Raw genomic sequence first — 17,078 nt, 5'->3', positions numbered from 1 at the left:
AACGCACGGATGCCGCGACCCGAGACGGGCCGCGGCATCCGGAAATCCGCGTCAGGCGACCTGAGCCGAGACGGCGAAGGACACAGCCCCCGCGTCGTCGACGCCGGCGTCGAGCACCTTGTCGTCGAGCGCGGCCGCAGCCGTCTCATCGAGGAACAGGCGCGTGCCCGACACCTCGACGACCTGGTCCTGCGGTTCGGGATCGTTCGTGACGAGCACGGCGAGACGTGCCTCTCCGCTCGGGCCCTGGGCCTCGGTGGAGTGGATGCGCAGACCGGCATCCGGGGTTTCGCTCTGGCGACTCACGAGGGTCGTGACGATCGCGGAGGCGTTGTCGGTGAGGGTGAGCACAAGACTCTCCTTCCGTTCGAGGCATGACGCGGTCGCGGCATGTCCCGGCTACGATTCCGAAGCGGCACGCGGGGAGCAACCCCGACGCGCCGCCTCGGAGGAACCTCTCACCTGGCCAACAGCTTTCTCAGGAACACCTGCGCGGTGCCGTCGCCGTCGGGCACGCGCTCGCTCTCCTCGTAACCGCAACTGGTGTACAGGCGGATGTTCGCCTCGCTCAGGCTGCCGGTGAAGAGCTCCGCCGTCGTCGCCGAGGAGCGCTCCTCGGCGGCCTCGAGCAGAGCGCGACCGATCCCTTCGCCCTGCATGTCGGGCGCGATCGCGATGCGTCCGATGAGCAGCAGATCGCCGTCCTCGCGGAACCGGATCGCCCCGACCAGGCGCCCGTCGATGCGGGCACCGAGGCCCGCGCCCATCCGCAGCTCTGCGCGCATCTCGTCGAGCGTCTGAGTGAGCGGGGGCATGTCGGCGCTGCCGTAGATCTGCGCCTCCGAGACGAAGGCTGCGCGCTGGATCGTCAGCACCTCGCCGGCGTCGTCCTCGCTGAGGGGCGCGATGTCGATCGCGGGACGGTCGGGGGTATCAGAGGGGGTCATCGTTCTCCTTCCGGTCACACGTTCGGGGGTCGAGGGTGGGCATGTCAACCCCCTCGAATCCGGGGCCGGAGCATCGTTACCGTCGATGTCAGGAGGACATCACTATGGCAACCAAGACCACGTCGAAGACCACCGGATCGAAGGGTGCTGCCGCGAAGGCGGGCGCCAAGACCACCCGGCCCCAGAACGCCGAGAAGGGCTTCACGGCATCGCCCGAACTCGCCGGCAACCTGCAGGCCGTTCTCGTCGATCTGCTCGAGCTCGCGCTGCAGGGCAAGCAGGCGCATTGGAACGTCGTCGGACGCAACTTCCGCGATACGCACCGTCAGCTCGACGAGATCATCGACGAGGCCCGCACCTTCAGCGACACGATCGCCGAGCGGATGCGCGCGCTGCACGCCGTGCCGGACGGACGCAGCGACACCATCGCCGCGAGCACCACGCTGCCCGAGTTTCCCTCGGGCGAGGTCTCGACGACCGACACCATCGACCTCGTCACCGAGCGACTCGAGGCCACGGTCGGCACGCTGCGCGATGTGCACGACGCGGTCGACGAGGAGGATCCGACGTCGGCCGACCTGCTGCATGCGATCATCGAGCGCCTCGAGCAGTTCGCCTGGATGGTGAGCGCCGAGAACCGGGAGCCTGCGGGGAGCTGAGACGAGCACCCGCATGATCGTGCGTACGGGGAGCGACGCGCGATTGCCCGGCCGGGATCAGTCCTTCGGGACAGGTCCCGGCCGGGCTGCGCCACGGGTCACGTGCGGGAGCACCAGCCAGAGCGCCACCACCATCACCAGCGACGCGACGAGCGCGATCAAGCCGGCGGTCCGGTCGACCGTGAAGTCGACGATGAGCGTCGTGACGCCGATCGTCAGAGCGCCGATGACGATGAGGTCGATGCGCACGATGCGCGCCGCGATGCGCACGAGGTCGGGCTTGCGTCGACGGCCGAAGAATGCGCGGTGCATACCGACCGGAGCCAAAGCCAGGATCGTCGCGATCGCGGCGAGAGCGACGAGCACGACGTACACGTCGCGCTGCAGCTCGTCCATGTCGGTGAACCGCGGCTGGAAGGCGACCGCCAGCAGGAAGCCGGTGAGGATCTGCGTTCCGGTCTGCATCACGCGCAGCTCCTGCAGCAGCTCGTCCCAGTTGCGATCCGCCCGTTCGTTCGGGGTCTCGTCGCGTCCATCGGCGCGGTCGTCGTGCCCCGCGTCGGCCATCTCCACACTCATGCGCTCAGTCTGATGCGCGCCGCCACACCTGTCCAGCCGACCCGCCCCGACCCCAGGAGACGTTCTCATGACCCTTCCGCCCATCCACGACTGGTGGCCGCATCTGTCGGTCGACGCGCGCCACGAACTGCTCGAGAAGGCGCCGCATCTCGGTGACGACGTGCGCGAGGAGATCCGCGAGATCACCGGCGCGGTCGTCGGTATGCGAGAGGAGCTGTCGGCCGAGGACCTCGAATACGCGCGGACTCAGGTCGAAGAGGTCGACTGACCGTCGGACGCCGGGTCCTCGTCGCGCAGACGGGGCTCGGTGCGTCGCTCCGGCCGCACGCCCGCCGTCTCGATCGTCGGCCCCAGACCGGTGGTCATCGTCGTGCGATCGACGAATCCGAGCGTCAGCGGCATCCCCGTCTCCCGGGAGATGCGGTAGAAGCCCGACTTCCAGTAGTCGTTGCCGCCGCGTGTGCCGTCCGGCGTGATGACGAGGCCGAAGACTTCGCCGGAGTGCACCTGACCGACGACCTCTGCGACCACGCGGCCCGGGTCGTCGCGGTCGACGGCCACGCCGCCCAGTGCACGCATCACCGGACCGCGCCAGCCCCGGAACAGGCTCTTCTTGCCGAGCCAGTGCACGTCGATGCCGAGACGCCACGCGATGCCCAGCATGAGAACGAAGTCCCAATTCGAGGTGTGCGGGGCGCCGATGAGGATCGTCGGACGGGTCGGCACGGCGCGCTGACCCACCAGGGTCCAGCGGCTGACGGCCCAGAACGCCCGGGCGATCGATCTCTTCAGCATTCCTCCACCGTAGGGGGACATGGCTGTCGATCCGCTGTCGGTCAGGCGGGGTCTTGCTGGCCGGCGCGCTCAGCACCCGCCCCGTCGGCCTCGCCCGCGAGGCGGATCAGCGCGGCGGCGATCCCCGGGGGCAGCCCGGGCGTCGCGTCGACCGGAACGGCGAGGGACTGCAGCGTGCGGCTCAACAGGTTGCGGGCCGCCGCGGCGAGGGCGATGTCGACGATCTGGCGGTCGGAGAAGCCGTGGGCGCGCAGGGCCTCGGAATCCGCATCCGTCATCGATCGCGGCGACGTCGACAGGCGTTCGGCGAACAGGATCACCGCCTGCTCGGCCGCTCCGAACCCGCGGTCGTCGTGCGCCGCGAACGCCGCGAGGCCGGCCTCGTCGACCACCCCGGCGCGGAGGGCGCGTCGCGCGTGCGCGAGCAGGCAGTGCGTCGAGCCGATCGCTCGCGCGGCACCGAGGGTCGCCGCCTCGTAGACCCGCACTCCGATCGAGGGGACCACGGCGTGCACGAGCTCTTCGAACGCCGCGTACGCCTCGGGGTTGACGGCCATCGCCTGCGTATGCGCGAAGACGAAGCCGTCGTCAGCGATGTCGGCCGCGTACATCTCGGCGGCGCGACCCGAGACGGATGCCGCATCCGGGGGAGTGATGATCATGGTGCGCTCCTTGGTCGACGCGTCGGGCGCGACGAGGGAGGCGGCCCGGCGTCACTGCGAACGCTACGCCCGCGGGACGGGCGGCGACACCCCCTCTCGCGGCGTACACGGACGCTGGTGCGGGAGCGACGCCCGTGCCGTGCGACAGGCGTACGATCGAGGGATGACCGATCAGCAGGCACACACCAGTGAGCCGGAGGCGCCCCGCGGGCTCCGACCGTTGCCCGGTACCCTCGACCTTCTTCGCGGCGACACCGACGACCAGTCCGCCGGATACTGCAGCGGCGGCGTCTGCCGTCTGCCCGCTTCGAAGAAGCCGTAAGTCGACAGGCGCCGCCGCCTGCTGCCGCGAGGTCAGTGACCGCCGTGGAAACCGCCGGCCGCCTCGGCCGGCTTCCGCACGAACGGGCTCAGGGCCACCGCGGCGAGAGAGATGATCGCGGCGATCAGGAACGCCATGCGGGCACCCGGCGCACCCGCGACCGCGGTCGACAGCCCCTCGGCCTCGCCCGTGTGCAGGATCGCCGAGTAGGTGACGAGCAGAACCGCGACGCCCGCGGCGCCGGCCACCTGCTGCATGGTGTTGAGCACCGCGGAGCCGTGCGAGTACAGCGGTCGCTCCAGCGAGCCGAGCGAGGCCGAGAACAGCGGCGTGAACGACATGGCGAGGCCCACCGACATCACGGCCTGCACGATCACGAGCACCCACCACTGCGTCTGCTCGCCCACCGTGGAGTAGAAGAACAGGGCGGCCGACACGAGGATCGTGCCCGGAATGAGGAGCGGACGGGTACCGCGTGCGTCGTAGATGCGCCCCATGACCGGGCCGAGCAGACCCATCATGATCGAACCGGGAAGCAGGATCAGACCGGCGCTGAACGACTCGAGGCCGACGACGTTCTGAAGATACTGGGGGAGGAGGGTGAGCGTGCCGAACATCGACAGCGCGAGGATCGACATGATGATCACCGAGAGGGTGAAGTTCGTCGAACGGAACACGCGCAGGTCGAGGAGCGCGTCGTCGGCCCGCTGCAGCACCAGCTGACGCCAGACGAAGAGCGCGAGCGAGACGACGCCGACGGCCAGGGCGATGGCTCCCGCGGCGGGACCGGAGCTGGCGCCCTCGCCGCCCAACTGGCTGATGCCGAAGACCACCCCGCCGAAGCCGAGCGCCGCGAGCGGGATGGAGAGCACGTCGAGGGGCATGCGGCGGGTCTCGCCGAGGTTCGTCATCCAGCGCGCTCCCATGCCGAGGGCCACGAGGGCGATCGGAAGGATGATCGCGAAGAGGGCGCGCCAGTTGGCGACCTCGAGCACCGCGCCGGCCAGCACGGGACCGGTGGCGGGGGCGAGCGAGATCACCATGCCGACGCGACCCATCATGCGCCCGCGCGACTGCGGGGGCACGACGTTCATGATCGTGGTCATGAGCAGGGGCATCATGATGCCCGTGCCGACCGCCTGGATGACGCGGCCGACCAGCAGCACCGCGAAGCCGGGGGCCACGAGCGACACGAGCGTGCCGAGCGAGAACGAGATCATCGCCGAGATGAACACCTGACGCGTGGTGAAGCGCTGCAGGATGAACCCGGTGGTGGGGATGACGACGGCCATCGTCAGCATGAAGGCGCTGGTCAGCCACTGGCCGAGCTCGGGCGGGATACCCAGATCCTCATTGAGGTGCGGGATCGCGATGCCCATGGTGGTCTCGTTGAGGATCGCCACGAACGCGGCGACCAGCAGCAGCCAGATGACGCGCATGTCGGAGCGGGCGATCGCTCCGTCGGCGGTGGTTCGGGTCGGGATCGACCCGGTGTCGACGGCGGACATACGGCCTCCAGGGCACGAGAAGAGGAGAGTGCGCGAGTGCGCGAGGACCAGTCAGGCCATTCAGCGTAACCACAGCATCCGACATTCCATTCCCGAGTCGGGGATATCCGATCGACGGATGCTCCCGACCCTCGGTGTCCCCGGGCCTGGATACGCTGACGGGATGAGTATGGGCGGACGGCACCCCGGCGGTTTTCGCGGAGTCGACGAAGAGGCGCAGAAGCGCCTGAACGCGGAGGCGCCGCGCATCGACGGCCTGGGGCGGCGCGTGATCGCGCTGTTCCGTCCCTATCGGTGGCGCATTCTCCTCACCGGCATCCTCGTGGTGGTCGGTGCCGGCGTCGCGGTGATTCCGCCGCTGATCGTGCAGCGGGTGTTCGACGACGCACTGTTCCCCACGGAGGGCGGCGGCCCCGATCTCCGTCTGCTCGGGTGGCTCGTCGGAGCCATGATCGCGCTCTTCCTCGGCTCAGCGGCACTCGGTGTGGTGCAGACGTGGCTGACCTCCACCGTCGGCAACAGCGTGACCGGCGATCTGCGCGTGCGACTGTTCGAGCACCTGCAGGCGATGGAGCTGGGCTTCTTCACCCGCACCAAGACCGGCGTCATCCAGTCGCGCCTGCAGAACGACGTGGGCGGGGTGTCCGGCGTGCTCACCAACACCGTCACGAGCATCCTGGGCAACACCGTCACCGTGGTCGCCTCGCTCGTCGCCATGATCCTCATCGACTGGCGCCTCACCCTGATCGCTGTCGTCCTCATGCCCTTCCTGGTGGTGGTGCAGCGCAAGGTCGGGCAGGTGCGCGCCCGGATCGCCGGCGAGACGCAGGAGTCGCTGTCGGAGCTGACCTCGATCACGCAGGAGACGCTGAGCGTCTCGGGCATGCTCCTCTCGAAGGCCTTCAACCGGCAGCGCACCGAATCGCAGCGCTACCAGGCCGAGAACCGCAATCAGGTCGTGCTGCAGGTGCGCCGGGCCATGAGCGGCCAGGGCTTCTTCGCCGTGGTGCAGGTGATCATGGCGAGCGTCCCTGCCGTGATCTACCTCGTCTCCGGCTACCTCATCGCCGGCGGCAGCGGCGCGATCACCGCGGGCACGGTCGTCGCTTTCACGACCGTGCAGGCGCGGCTGCTGCAGCCGCTCATGGGTCTGATGCGCGTGTCGCTCGACCTGCAGACCTCGTCGGCGCTCTTCGCCCGCATCTTCGAGTACCTCGACCTGGTGCCGGAGATCCAGGACGCGCCCGACGCGATCCGGGTCGACGCCGCCCCGGGGCCGCGCGGGCGGGTGGAGTTCCGCGACGTCGTCTTCCGGTATCCGGATGCCGCGGACGACGCCCGGCCCACGCTCGACGGCGTCTCGTTCGTCGCGGAGCCCGGCGCGCACGTCGCGTTCGTGGGACCTTCGGGCGCCGGAAAGACGACGGTGCTCTACCTCGCTCCCCGCCTGTACGAGGCCGCGGGCGGTGCCGTGCTCTTCGCCGGCGCTGACGTGCGCACGCTCGCGCAGGACTCGATCATCGACGACGTCGGCATCGTCTCGCAGGAGACGTACCTCTTCCACGCGACGATCCGCGAGAACCTGCTGTACGCCAAGCCGGATGCGACCGAGTCCGAGCTCGTGCAGGCGTGCACGGCGGCGAACATCCACCACATCATCGCGGGGTTCGAGAAGGGCTACGACACCGTCGTGGGCGAGCGCGGTTACCGCCTCTCGGGCGGTGAGAAGCAGCGCATCGCGATCGCCCGCGTGCTGCTCAAGGATCCGCCGGTGCTGCTGCTCGACGAGGCGACCTCGGCGCTCGACACCGTCTCGGAGCGCGTCGTGCAGGAGGCGCTCGACGAGGCGGCGAAGGGGCGCACCACGATCTCGATCGCGCACCGGCTCTCGACCGTCATGGGTGCCGATGTCATCCACGTGCTCGAGGCGGGGCGGATCGTCGAGTCCGGCACCCACGCCGAACTGCTCGATCGCGGAGGTCTCTACGCCGAGCTCGCGGCGCAGCAGGTCGCCGCGTCTCGCGTGCTCGTGACCGAGGCCGTGGTCGAGCAGCGCGTCACCGGCGGAGTGGATGCCGCGCTTCCCGAGCGTCGCGCCGACCGTGCGCCCGACGATGCCGTCTCGACGGATCCGGCGGATGTGCTGACGGCATCTCTCGGTGTGATCCCCGGCCCGCGCGCCGAGGACGGGGGAGACCGTCCCGTTCGGTGACCGTTCGCGCACTCAGTGGGCCGAGAGTCCTCCGTCGACGCACAGCGAATGACCCGTGACGTACGACGACCCGGGCCCCGCCAGGAACACGGCGGCGCCTGCGAAGTCCTCCGGCAGGCCGTTGCGACCGATCATGGTTCGGGCGGCGAGACCCGCCACCACCGCCGGATCCTTCTGCAGTCGGGCGTTGAGGGGCGTGAGCACGAAGCCCGGTACGAGGGTGTTGCTGGTGACGCCGGTGCCTCCCCATGCCTCCGCCTCGGACCGCATGAGCGATTCCACGGCTCCCTTCGATGCGCCGTAGACCCCGCTGGAGGCGAAGGCGCGGTGCGCCTGCTGCGAGCTGATGTGGATCAGCCGGCCGTAGCCCCGCTCCGCCATGCCCGGGGCGAAGCGGCGCCCGAGCAGGAACGGCGCCAGGGCGTTCACCGTCATGGTCGCGTCCCAGTCCTCCTCGGTGATCTCCGCCATCGGCGGACGGATGTTGATGCCGGCCGAGTGCACGACGATGTCAGGTTCGCCGAAGGCGGCGGCTGCGGCCTCCGCCGCCGCGTGGATGCCGGAGCGGCTGCCGAGGTCGCCGACGACCCCGGTTGCGGTGCCGCCGGCGGACCGGATCTCGTCGACCGTCGATGACACCCGATCCTCTCCGCGCGCGAGGATGACGGTGGATGCACCGGCGCTCGCGAGCGCGGTGGCGATCCCCCGGCCGATGCCGGAGCTGCCTCCCGTGACGAGCGCCGTGCGCCCCTGCAGCGAGAACAGACTGTCGAGGTAGGTGTTCATGAGTCTCCGAGGGTTCTGCGCCGAACAGGCGGGGCGGCGGGGCGGGATCGGTGCCGGGTGCAGGTGAGGCGCGGTGTCGCGCCGCGCCGGATCACCAGGCGAGACCGGCGGTGAGCGAGGGGTCGGGGCGGGCGTCGGCGTACTCGGGAAGCGTCCGGAGGTCGGCGACGAAGGCGTCGAGTGCGGCCGCGTAGGCGGGGTCGGGATGCTCGGCGGCGATCTCGTGCAACGACGGAAGGTCCATCGTCAGGATCAGCGACAGGCGCGCGGCGACCGCGGCGTGCGCCCCGGCGTCGCGGAGAACGGCGATGCCGCCGCGCAGCGCCGCGAGGTAGTCGACGAGCACCTCCACCCGTGCCTTGCCCTGCGTGATCGATGTGCCGTCGGCACGCAGTCGCCACTTCACGACGACGTCGGGGATGACGTCGAACGCGTGCGCACGGGTGTACATGAGTTGCGCGACGACCTGATCCTCGTAGGCGACGCCTTCGGGGAATCGCAGGTCGTTCCAGAACGCGGTGCGGCTGAGCTTCGACCACGCGACGATGTTGGCGGAGGCATCCGGATGCTCCTCCAGCGTCGTGCGCCGACGCTCGGGCGCCGTCGCGGCGGCCACCCAGGGCTGCACGCGACCGGCGACATAGGAGTCTCCCTGCAGGCGGGACCGCACGTACGCGCCGGCGACGAAGTCGCTCCCCGTCTCGCGCAGCGTGCCGGTCATGCGGGCGAGCGCGTTCGGGGTGAGCTCGTCGTCGGCGTCGAGGAACCCCAGGAGCGGCGTGTCGACGCGTTCGAGACCCGCGTTGCGCGCCGCGCCCAGCCCTGCTGCTCGCTCGTGGCGCACCACCTGGAACCGGGGGTCGTCGGCCGCGGCGGCCAGGAAGATGTCGGAGGTCGCGTCGACCGATCCGTCATCCACGAGGATCGCTCGCCATCCGGGCTCGGTCTGCGCCCGCAGCGATGCGATGGCGGCCGGGGCGAACGCCGCCACGTCGCGCCCCGGCACGATCATCGTCACGAGGGGGTCGGGGGCGCTCACCCTGCGATTCTAGGACCGGGTTCCCCGCAGACCGTCGCCGGGGCGTCGAATCAGGAGGCGACCGCGCGCACGGACTCCCCGACGAGCGCGGCGAGTCTCTCGGGCGCATCGTCGGGAAGCACCTCACGACCGAACGTGAAGCGCACGGAGGTGTGGGCGACGGCCGGGTCGATACCGCAGGCGACGAGCACGGGCGACGGCTCGTCGCTGCCGGCCGCGCACGCCGAGCCGCTCGAGGAGATCACGCCGCGGCGCTCGAGTTCGAGCAGCACCGCCTCGCCGCTCGTGCCGGCGAAGGTGAAGCTCGCGGTGGCAGGAAGCCGGTGCACCGGATCCCCCGTGAGCTCGGCCCGGGCCACCGCGCCGAGTACCGCATCGATGAAGCGCCCCGTGGCCGCCCCGACGCGGGCGCTCGTCTCATCGCGCTCGGCCTCGGCGAGTTCGAGGGCGGTGGCGAGGGCCACGGCGCCCGCGACGTTCTCGGTACCGGAGCGTCGACCGCGCTCCTGTCCTCCGCCGTGGAGCAACGGCTCGAGCGGCACGCGTCCGCGCACGGCGAGGACGCCGATGCCTTTCGGTGCCCCGAGCTTGTGACCGGCGATCGAGACGGCGTCGGCGTCGAGGCCGGCGAGCGGCAACCAGCCTGCGGACTGCACGGCGTCGAGGTGCACAACGGTCCCGGCGGCATGGGCGGCGGCGATCAGCGCCGGGGCATCTTGAACGTTCCCGATCTCGTTGTTGGCGTGCCCGAAGCTCACGAGGGCGGTGTCGTCGCGCACCGCGTCGGCCACCGACTGCGGTGCGATGCGGCCGCGACGATCGACCGGCAGAACCGCGACCTCGACGCCGTGGAAGCGCCGTAGGAACTCGACGGACTCGAGGATGGATTCGTGTTCGATCGGCGAGACGACCACGTGCCGCGCGCCGCGCTCCCGGGCCGCGAGCACGATGCCCTTGACGGCGAGGTTGTTGGCCTCGGTGCCGCCGCTGGTGAACACGACGTCGCCCGCGCGCATGCCGAGCACCCGGGCGACCCGTCGGCGTGCATCGTCGAGGGCGCGCGCCGCGGCCTCGCCCGCCGTGTGACGGCTCGACGGGTTGCCGAACGCCGCTGTCAGGAACGGCTCCATGGCGGCGCGCACCTCCGGGCGCACGGGCGAGGTGGCGGCGTGGTCGAGGTAGAGCACCGTCAGCCGATCCGCAGGTCGAGTCCGAGGTCGAGGGCGCGGGCGGAGTGGGTGAGTGCGCCGACCGAGATGACGTCGACGCCGGTCGCCGCGATCGCGCCGACGGTGTCGAGGTCGACGCCGCCCGAGGCCTCGACCGTCGCCCGGTCGCCGATCAGGGCGACGCCTGTGCGCAGGTCGTCGAGCGAGAAGTTGTCGAGCAGCACGGTGTGCGCACCGCCGTCGAGCACGGCGGGGATCTGGTCGAGGCGGTCGACCTCGACCACGACGTGGGCGGTGTGCGGCAGGCGCGCGATCGCCGCGCGCAGTGCCGTCGCCGTGTCGACGCCGGTGCGCGTCAGGACGGCGAGGTGATTGTCCTTCGCCATGACGGCGTCGGAGAGGGAGAAGCGGTGGTTGCTGCCTCCGCCGGAGACGACGGCGTGGCGCTCGAAGGGGCGGAGGCCGGGAGTCGTCTTTCGCGTGTCCGCGATGCGCGCTCCCGACCCGGCGACCGCGCGCACGTAGGCCGCGGTGAGGGTCGCGATGCCGCTCATACGCTGCGTGAAGTTGAGCGCCACGCGTTCCGCGGTCAGAATGCTGCGCGCCGGCCCCGAGACCGAGGCGAGCACGTCGCCGGGCGCGAACTCATCGCCGTCGCCGACGTGGACGTCGACGGCGACCCCCGGGTCGGTGAGGGTGAAGGCGGCGCTGAACACGCTGCCTCCGCTCAGCACACCGGCCTCGCGCGCGACGAGGTCGGCGGTGGCCGCGGCATCTGCGGGGATGAGCGCCTCGCTCGTGAGATCGCCCCACGGGGCGTCTTCCTCGAGGGCGGCTCCCACGACGCGGTGGATGGTGGCGGTGGTGAGCATCAGACTCCGATCAGGGCGGGTTCGCGCACGTGGGCGCCGACGGACTCGGTGCGCGCTGCGGCGGCGCGGGCGGTCGCCTGGGCGACCAGGAGCATGTTCGCGTTCTCGTGGTCGGCGAGGGCGTCGAGCGGGAACGGGGAGGTGGACCAGACATGCAGCATCCACCGGGCGTGGGCGAGGCCGGCATCGCTGCGGAGCAGGCCGACGTGCGCGCTCATGAGCTCCTGCAGGGCGGCGCGGGAGAAGGCGGGAGGCGCCGCGGCGGTGCGGAGCGGCGGGTGAGCGGGGGCGGCGTTCCCGGGGACGGCATTCGTCAGGGGCGCGGCCTCGGGCCACGGCTCGGTCACGGCGCGCGCGACCCGCGCCCCGAATACGGCGCCTTCGAGGAGGGAGTTGGAGGCGAGACGGTTCGCGCCGTGCACGCCGGTGCGGGCGACCTCGCCGGCGGCGAAGAGGCCGGGCAGCGACGTGCGACCGTCGAGATCTGTGTCGACACCCCCCATGAGGTAGTGCGCGGCCGGGGTCACGGGCAGCGGCTCGCGCGACCAGTCGAAGCCCCGCTCGCGCGTGACGCGGTCGATCGTCGGGAAGCGGCGGGCGAGGGTCGCCGCCCCGAGCATCGTCGCGTCGAGCAGCACGGGCGCCCCCTGCAGTGCGCACTGCCGGGCGATCGCCTGCGCGACGACGTCGCGGGGGGCGAGTTCGCCGTCGGGATGCACGTCGAGGCAGAACCGTCGGCCGGCCGCGTCGAGCAGCGTCGCACCCTCGCCGCGCACGGCCTCCGAGAGGAGGAACGGGTCTCCGCCCGCGAGCACCGTCGGGTGGAACTGCACGAACTCGAGGTCGGAGACCCGGGCGCCCGCGCGCAGGGCGGCGGCGATGCCGTCGCCCGTGGTCCCGTCCGGATTCGTGGTGCGGGCGTAGAGCCGACCGGCACCGCCCGTCGCGAGCACCACGGCGTCGGCGGCCACGTCGTCGTCCCGACCGTCGCGCAGCAAGCGGGCGCCGCGTACCGCCCCGGCATCCACGCAGAGGTCGACGAGCATCGCGTTCTCCACGACCCGGATGCCCGCGCGGCGGACGGCGTCGGTCAGGGCGCGCGAGATCTCGGCACCCGTCGCATCGCCACCCGCGTGTGCGATGCGCGCATGGCGATGAGCGGCCTCCCGGCCTCGGCGCAGCCGCCCCGCAGCATCCCGGTCGAAGGCGACGCCCCGGGCGACGAGGTCGGCGAGGGCGGCGTCGGCGCCGTCCACGAGCGCGTCCACCGCAGCGGCGTCGGCGAGACCGGCACCGGCGGCGATCGTGTCGGCGGCGTGCTGCGCGGCGGAATCGCCCGGTCCGCGGACTCCCGCGATGCCGCCTTGCGCGTACCGCGTGCATCCGTCGCCGAAGGCGCCCTTCGTGACGACCGTGACGTCATACCCGCGCTCGTGCGCGTGCAGCGCCGCGGTGAGCCCCGCGATGCCGGTGCCGGCGACGACGATCTTCATCGCTCGACCGGTGCCGGGGGCTTCGCAGCGAGCATGCGCTCGAGCGACACCCGCGCGGGGTCCGCGACGTCCGCGGGCACGGTGATGCGGTTCGGTGTGCGACCGGCGACCAGCTCCTCGAGCACCCAGGCGAGGTAGCCGGGGTGGATGCGGTACATCGTCGAGCACGGGCACACCACGGGGTCGAGGCAGAAGATCTCGTGCTGCGGGTACTGCGCGGCCAGCCGCTTCACGAGGTTGATCTCCGTGCCGATCGCGAACGTCGTGGGTTCGGTCGCGGCGTCGATGGCCCGACGGATGTAATCGGTCGATCCGGCCTCGTCAGCCGCATCGACCACCTCCATCGGGCACTCGGGGTGCACGATGACGCGCACGCCCGGGTGCTCAGTGCGGGCCTGCTCGATCTGCCCGACCGTGAACCGGCGGTGCACCGAGCAGAATCCGTGCCAGAGGATGACGCGCGCGTCGACGAGCGCGTCGGGCGACGATCCGCCCCAGGCACGCCGAGGGTTCCACATCGGCATGCGGTCGAGCGGCACTCCCATGGCCTTGGCGGTGTTGCGTCCGAGGTGCTGGTCGGGGAAGAAGAGCACGCGACGTCCCCGCGCGAACGCCCACTCCAGAACGGTCTGCGCATTCGACGACGTGCACACGATGCCGCCGTGCCGACCGACGAACCCCTTGATCGCCGCGGAGGAGTTCATGTACGTGACGGGGATCACCGGCAGCAGACCGTCGTCGTCGACGACGTCGAGGGGGCCGAGCGCATCGGCGAGCTGTTCCCAGCACTCCTCGACCTGGTCGATGTCGGCCATGTCGGCCATGGAGCATCCGGCAGCCAGGTTGGGCAGGACCACGGCCTGCTCCGGCCCGGACAGCAGGTCGGCCGTCTCGGCCATGAAGTGCACGCCGCAGAAGACGATGGCCTCGGCATCGGGCCGGCCCTTCGCGGCCGTGGCGAGCTGGAACGAGTCGCCCACGTAGTCGGCGTGACGCACGACCTCCTCGCGCTGGTAGAAGTGCCCGAGCACGACGACCCGGTCGCCGAGCACCTGCTTCGCCGTGCGGATGCGGGCATCCAGCTCCTCCTCCGAGGCCTCGCGGTACTCGACCGGGAGCTCGCCCTGCCGCGGGGAGCCGGTGGGGATGACGTCGCCCATCGACGACCCTGGGCCGTAGCCGGGGCGGACGTCGAAGTCCCACGGGCCGGCAGCGAGATCGGTCGTGCACGTGGCATCGGTCGACCGCCCGGCGACGATGTCCTGGATGGCGTGATCGACGGAGCCGTCGAGCGGACGGGCGCCGGGGGCGGGGAGGAAGGTGATGCTCATCGGATGCTCGTTTCTGCGGGTCCGAGGGGGCCGCGCGCGGCCAGCTCGACGTCGGTGTTGTCGCGGTAGAGGCGGGCGGGCCGGTGGCTGCCCGTGCGGAAGCGGTCGGTGGGGATGAGGTTTCCGGCGGCCTCCACCTGTCGTCGGAAATTGGCGGGGTCGAGGTGCCTGCCGAGGATGGCCTCGTAGGCCTCCCGCAGGTCGGACAGGGTGAACTCCGACGGCAGGAAGCCGTGCGCGACGCGGCTGTAGCCGACCTTATTGCGCAGGCGCCACAGGGCGTACTCGATGATGTCGGCATGGTCGAAGGCCAGCGCCGGCAGCGCGTCGACGTCGAACCACTCGACGTTCTCGGGCGCTCGGGCGGCCGCGACGTGCGCGCTGCTCTGCGCGATCACGTCGTCCTGCCGCAGGAGAGCCCAGTAGACGATGGAGATCACACGCGTGGGGGAGCGGTCGACGGCGCCGAAGGCGTACAGCTGCTCGAGGTACGACGGGGCGAGGCCCGTGGTCTCGGCGAGTGTGCGGGCGGCGGTGTCGACGGGGGACTCGTCGGCGGCGATCCAGCCGCCGGGCAGTGCCCATCGGTCGGCGAAGGGCTCGCGCGTGCGGTGCACGAGCGGGATGGCCAACCGGGGCGAACCGTCGCCGGAGGGGCGCAGCGTGAGGATCACGGTGGATCCCGCCACGCGGATCTCGTCACTTCGGGTCTCTGGCACCTTAACCTCCGCGGACGATCTTAGTGTCCCCCTGACCATAAGTCGAGCCCTCCCTCGACGCCCCCGGCTCGCCCCCTCGTCCACCGCTCCCGTCGCACTTTCTGTCGCTCCGGGCGGCGGCGAGCGACAGAAAGTGCGACGGGAAGGACCACGGAAGCGCGGATGCCCCCGCTAGACTGGCCGGACAATCGAACACGGGCCGAACGACCCCCGCGGGAGAGCCCCGGCGAACGCAGCCGGGCACCGAAGGAGCAAGCCTCCCCGCCAATCTCTCAGGTACGCGTACCGCGTGGATCCGGCCACTCTGGAAAGCGATCGCACACGTGTGCGGTCCGCCGACGGTGAAAACCCCGCCACGCGGGGTGAAACTCTCAGGCCCATGACAGAGGGGGAGTTCCGAGGGGCGACGTCATCGCCGCCCCGCCCGACCGCATCCGGGAGAACTCCGTGTCAGACCCCCGTTACACCCCGCTCCGCGAGCGCCACGAGGCGCTGGGCGCCTCCTTCACCGACTTCGGCGGGTGGCAGATGCCGGTGCGCTACACCTCCGACCTCGCCGAGCATCACGCCGTCCGCCGCGCAGCGGGCCTGTTCGACATCTCGCACATGGCGGAGTTCACGGTTCGCGGCAGCGATGCCGGGGCCTTGCTCGACTACGCCCTCGCCGGTCGGCTTTCGGCGCTCGCTGTGGGCAAGGCGAAGTACTCTCTGCTGCTGGCGGAGGCGGGCGGCATCGTCGACGACGTGATCGTCTACCGGCTGGACGACGACGACTTCCTCGTGATCTCGAACGCGGGCAACCGCGACGCCGTGCGCGAGGCTCTTCTCGCACGGGCCGCAGGGTTCGACGCCGAGGTCGTCGACGTGTCCGACGACTACGCGCTGCTGGCCGTGCAGGGTCCGGCCGCCGAGGCGATTCTCGGGGCGACCGCGGGCATCGACGACGTGAGCATCCCCTGGTCCGAGCAGCGCTACTACGCCTGGGCCCGCGCGAGCTTCGCGGGGGAGCCGCTGCTGCTCGCCCGCACCGGCTACACCGGCGAAGACGGCTTCGAGCTGCTGGTGCCCGCGGCGCACGCGGTCGCCCTGTGGGACGCCCTCCTCGACGCGGGCGCCGAGCACGGTCTGGTCCCGGCGGGGCTCGCCGCTCGCGACACCCTCCGCCTCGAGGCCGGGATGCCGCTCTACGGCCACGAGCTCGGCCTCGACACGACGCCCGCGCAGGCCGGACTCGGCCGCGTCGTCGTGACGGGCAAGGAGAGCTTCGTCGGCAAGGACGCCCCGGATGCCGCCGCCGACGCGCCGGTGCTGGTCGGCCTCGTCGCCGAGGGGCGCCGCGCCGGGCGTGCCGGCTACCCGGTGGTCGACGCCGCAGGCACCGCCGTCGGCGAGATCACGAGCGGCGCCCTCAGTCCTACTCTCGGCCACCCGATCGCGATGGCCTACGTCTCCCCGTCCGCGGCCGCGGTCGGGACCGACCTGTTCCTGGACGTGCGGGGGACGAGGATCCCCGCCGTCGTGACCGCTCTGCCTTTCTACCGGAGGACGAAATGACCGATCTGAACACCCTGCACTACACCGAGGAGCACGAGTGGATCGCCGCCGACGGCGACACCGTGACGATCGGCATCACCGACTTCGCCGCCGACAAGCTCGGTGACGTGGTCTTCGTCGAACTGCCCGCCGTCGGCACCGAGATCACCGCGGGTGCGGTGGTCGGCGAGATCGAGTCGACCAAGTCGGTCGGCGAGCTCTACGCGCCGGTCACCGGAACGGTCGTCGAGATCAACGACGCCGTCGTCGACGACCCGTCGCTCGTCAACGGCGAGCCGTTCGAGGGCGGTTGGCTGGTGAAGGTGTCCGTCGCCGCCGGCGCCACCGACGGGCTGCTCGACCGCGACGCGTACGTCGCTCTCACGGAGGGCTGATCCCGAGTGGTCTCCTTCGCCGACCGTCACATCGGACCCACGGCCGACGCGCAGCGC

At 71.3% G+C, this 17,078-nt stretch carries 19 protein-coding genes and 2 riboswitches; of the genes, 6 read left to right on the top strand and 13 right to left on the bottom strand.

Annotated features, from left to right (window positions below):
• Window positions 1–51: 51 nt before the first annotated feature.
• Window positions 52–351 carry a Fe-S cluster assembly protein HesB gene (locus AC3A3J_RS13115; protein ID WP_314646325.1) on the bottom strand — a complete coding sequence of 100 codons (300 nt, stop codon included), beginning with the start codon at window positions 349–351 and terminating at the stop codon, window positions 52–54.
• Between the two features lie 107 nt (window positions 352–458).
• Window positions 459–947: a GNAT family N-acetyltransferase gene (locus tag AC3A3J_RS13110; protein ID WP_487672691.1), complete on the bottom strand. Its 489-nt coding sequence runs from the start codon at window positions 945–947 to the stop codon at window positions 459–461.
• 104 nt (window positions 948–1,051) lie between these two features.
• Here AC3A3J_RS13110 and AC3A3J_RS13105 point away from each other — a divergent pair, with 104 nt between their 5' ends.
• A complete protein-coding gene (locus AC3A3J_RS13105; RefSeq protein WP_487672690.1) occupies window positions 1,052–1,606 on the top strand; it encodes a Dps family protein in 555 nt (184 codons plus the stop codon).
• Between the two features lie 57 nt (window positions 1,607–1,663).
• Here AC3A3J_RS13105 and AC3A3J_RS13100 read toward each other — a convergent pair whose 3' ends face one another.
• Window positions 1,664–2,185, bottom strand: a complete 522-nt coding sequence (locus AC3A3J_RS13100; protein ID WP_487672689.1) for a DUF6328 family protein — start codon at window positions 2,183–2,185, stop codon at window positions 1,664–1,666.
• A 67-nt stretch (window positions 2,186–2,252) separates the two neighbouring features.
• Here AC3A3J_RS13100 and AC3A3J_RS13095 point away from each other — a divergent pair, with 67 nt between their 5' ends.
• Window positions 2,253–2,453: a hypothetical protein gene (locus tag AC3A3J_RS13095; RefSeq protein ID WP_487672688.1), complete on the top strand. Its 201-nt coding sequence runs from the start codon at window positions 2,253–2,255 to the stop codon at window positions 2,451–2,453.
• Here AC3A3J_RS13095 and AC3A3J_RS13090 read toward each other — a convergent pair.
• Together AC3A3J_RS13090 and AC3A3J_RS13085 are read right to left on the bottom strand one after the other, a co-directional pair.
• Window positions 2,432–2,980 carry a 1-acyl-sn-glycerol-3-phosphate acyltransferase gene (locus AC3A3J_RS13090; RefSeq protein ID WP_487672687.1) on the bottom strand — a complete coding sequence of 183 codons (549 nt, stop codon included), beginning with the start codon at window positions 2,978–2,980 and terminating at the stop codon, window positions 2,432–2,434. The two genes, AC3A3J_RS13095 and AC3A3J_RS13090, sit on opposite strands and share 22 nt — an antisense overlap.
• A gap of 41 nt (window positions 2,981–3,021) precedes the next feature.
• Window positions 3,022–3,642 (bottom strand): carboxymuconolactone decarboxylase family protein, encoded by a 621-nt coding sequence (locus tag AC3A3J_RS13085; protein WP_487672686.1) that lies wholly within the window; start codon window positions 3,640–3,642, stop codon window positions 3,022–3,024.
• Between the two features lie 163 nt (window positions 3,643–3,805).
• On the opposite strand from AC3A3J_RS13085, the gene AC3A3J_RS13080 reads away from it, so the two are divergent.
• Complete coding sequence (locus tag AC3A3J_RS13080; RefSeq protein ID WP_487672685.1) at window positions 3,806–3,964, top strand: hypothetical protein; 159 nt, start codon at window positions 3,806–3,808, stop codon at window positions 3,962–3,964.
• Window positions 3,965–3,996: 32 nt separating this feature from the next.
• Here AC3A3J_RS13080 and AC3A3J_RS13075 read toward each other — a convergent pair whose 3' ends face one another.
• A complete protein-coding gene (locus AC3A3J_RS13075) occupies window positions 3,997–5,472 on the bottom strand; it encodes an MDR family MFS transporter (RefSeq protein ID WP_487672684.1) in 1,476 nt (491 codons plus the stop codon).
• Window positions 5,473–5,635: 163 nt separating this feature from the next.
• On the opposite strand from AC3A3J_RS13075, the gene AC3A3J_RS13070 reads away from it, so the two are divergent.
• Entirely contained in the window at window positions 5,636–7,684 is a 2,049-nt protein-coding gene (locus AC3A3J_RS13070; RefSeq protein ID WP_487672683.1) for an ABC transporter ATP-binding protein, read from the top strand.
• Between the two features lie 12 nt (window positions 7,685–7,696).
• On the opposite strand, the gene AC3A3J_RS13065 is transcribed toward AC3A3J_RS13070, so the two are convergent.
• From AC3A3J_RS13065 to AC3A3J_RS13035, 7 genes are all read right to left on the bottom strand, one after another.
• Window positions 7,697–8,470 carry an SDR family NAD(P)-dependent oxidoreductase gene (locus AC3A3J_RS13065; protein WP_487672682.1) on the bottom strand — a complete coding sequence of 258 codons (774 nt, stop codon included), beginning with the start codon at window positions 8,468–8,470 and terminating at the stop codon, window positions 7,697–7,699.
• A gap of 91 nt (window positions 8,471–8,561) precedes the next feature.
• A complete protein-coding gene (locus AC3A3J_RS13060) occupies window positions 8,562–9,509 on the bottom strand; it encodes a glycosyltransferase family 2 protein (RefSeq protein ID WP_487672681.1) in 948 nt (315 codons plus the stop codon).
• A 50-nt stretch (window positions 9,510–9,559) separates the two neighbouring features.
• The gene (locus tag AC3A3J_RS13055) at window positions 9,560–10,696 is read right to left on the bottom strand and encodes a cysteine desulfurase family protein (protein ID WP_487672680.1); all 1,137 of its coding nucleotides are present in this window, start codon (window positions 10,694–10,696) and stop codon (window positions 9,560–9,562) included.
• Between the two features lie 2 nt (window positions 10,697–10,698).
• On the bottom strand, window positions 10,699–11,550 hold the full coding sequence (nadC, locus tag AC3A3J_RS13050) for a carboxylating nicotinate-nucleotide diphosphorylase (RefSeq protein ID WP_487672679.1): 852 nt from the start codon (window positions 11,548–11,550) through the stop codon (window positions 10,699–10,701).
• Entirely contained in the window at window positions 11,550–13,043 is a 1,494-nt protein-coding gene (nadB, locus tag AC3A3J_RS13045) for an L-aspartate oxidase (protein ID WP_487672678.1), read from the bottom strand. Before nadB ends, nadC begins: the two co-directional genes overlap by 1 nt.
• On the bottom strand, window positions 13,040–14,374 hold the full coding sequence (nadA, locus tag AC3A3J_RS13040) for a quinolinate synthase NadA (protein WP_487672677.1): 1,335 nt from the start codon (window positions 14,372–14,374) through the stop codon (window positions 13,040–13,042). Before nadA ends, nadB begins: the two co-directional genes overlap by 4 nt.
• The gene (locus tag AC3A3J_RS13035) at window positions 14,371–15,132 is read right to left on the bottom strand and encodes an NUDIX hydrolase (protein ID WP_487672676.1); all 762 of its coding nucleotides are present in this window, start codon (window positions 15,130–15,132) and stop codon (window positions 14,371–14,373) included. Before AC3A3J_RS13035 ends, nadA begins: the two co-directional genes overlap by 4 nt.
• Before the next feature lie 164 nt (window positions 15,133–15,296).
• Window positions 15,297–15,391, top strand: a riboswitch (glycine riboswitch).
• Between the two features lies 1 nt (window position 15,392).
• A riboswitch (glycine riboswitch) is annotated at window positions 15,393–15,486 on the top strand.
• Between the two features lie 54 nt (window positions 15,487–15,540).
• Between AC3A3J_RS13035 and gcvT the strand changes: the two genes are divergently transcribed.
• Together gcvT and gcvH are read left to right on the top strand one after the other, a co-directional pair.
• A complete protein-coding gene (gene gcvT, locus AC3A3J_RS13030) occupies window positions 15,541–16,647 on the top strand; it encodes a glycine cleavage system aminomethyltransferase GcvT (protein ID WP_487672675.1) in 1,107 nt (368 codons plus the stop codon).
• Window positions 16,644–17,021 carry a glycine cleavage system protein GcvH gene (gene gcvH, locus AC3A3J_RS13025; protein ID WP_314646360.1) on the top strand — a complete coding sequence of 126 codons (378 nt, stop codon included), beginning with the start codon at window positions 16,644–16,646 and terminating at the stop codon, window positions 17,019–17,021. The genes gcvT and gcvH overlap by 4 nt, the downstream gene beginning before the upstream one ends.
• The last annotated feature ends 57 nt before the right edge of the window (window positions 17,022–17,078 follow it).

This window comes from Microbacterium sp. Soil_N32 (assembly GCF_057655505.1).
The sequence above is the reverse complement of the archived record's forward strand: the minus strand, read 5'-3'. Positions and strand labels throughout refer to the sequence as shown.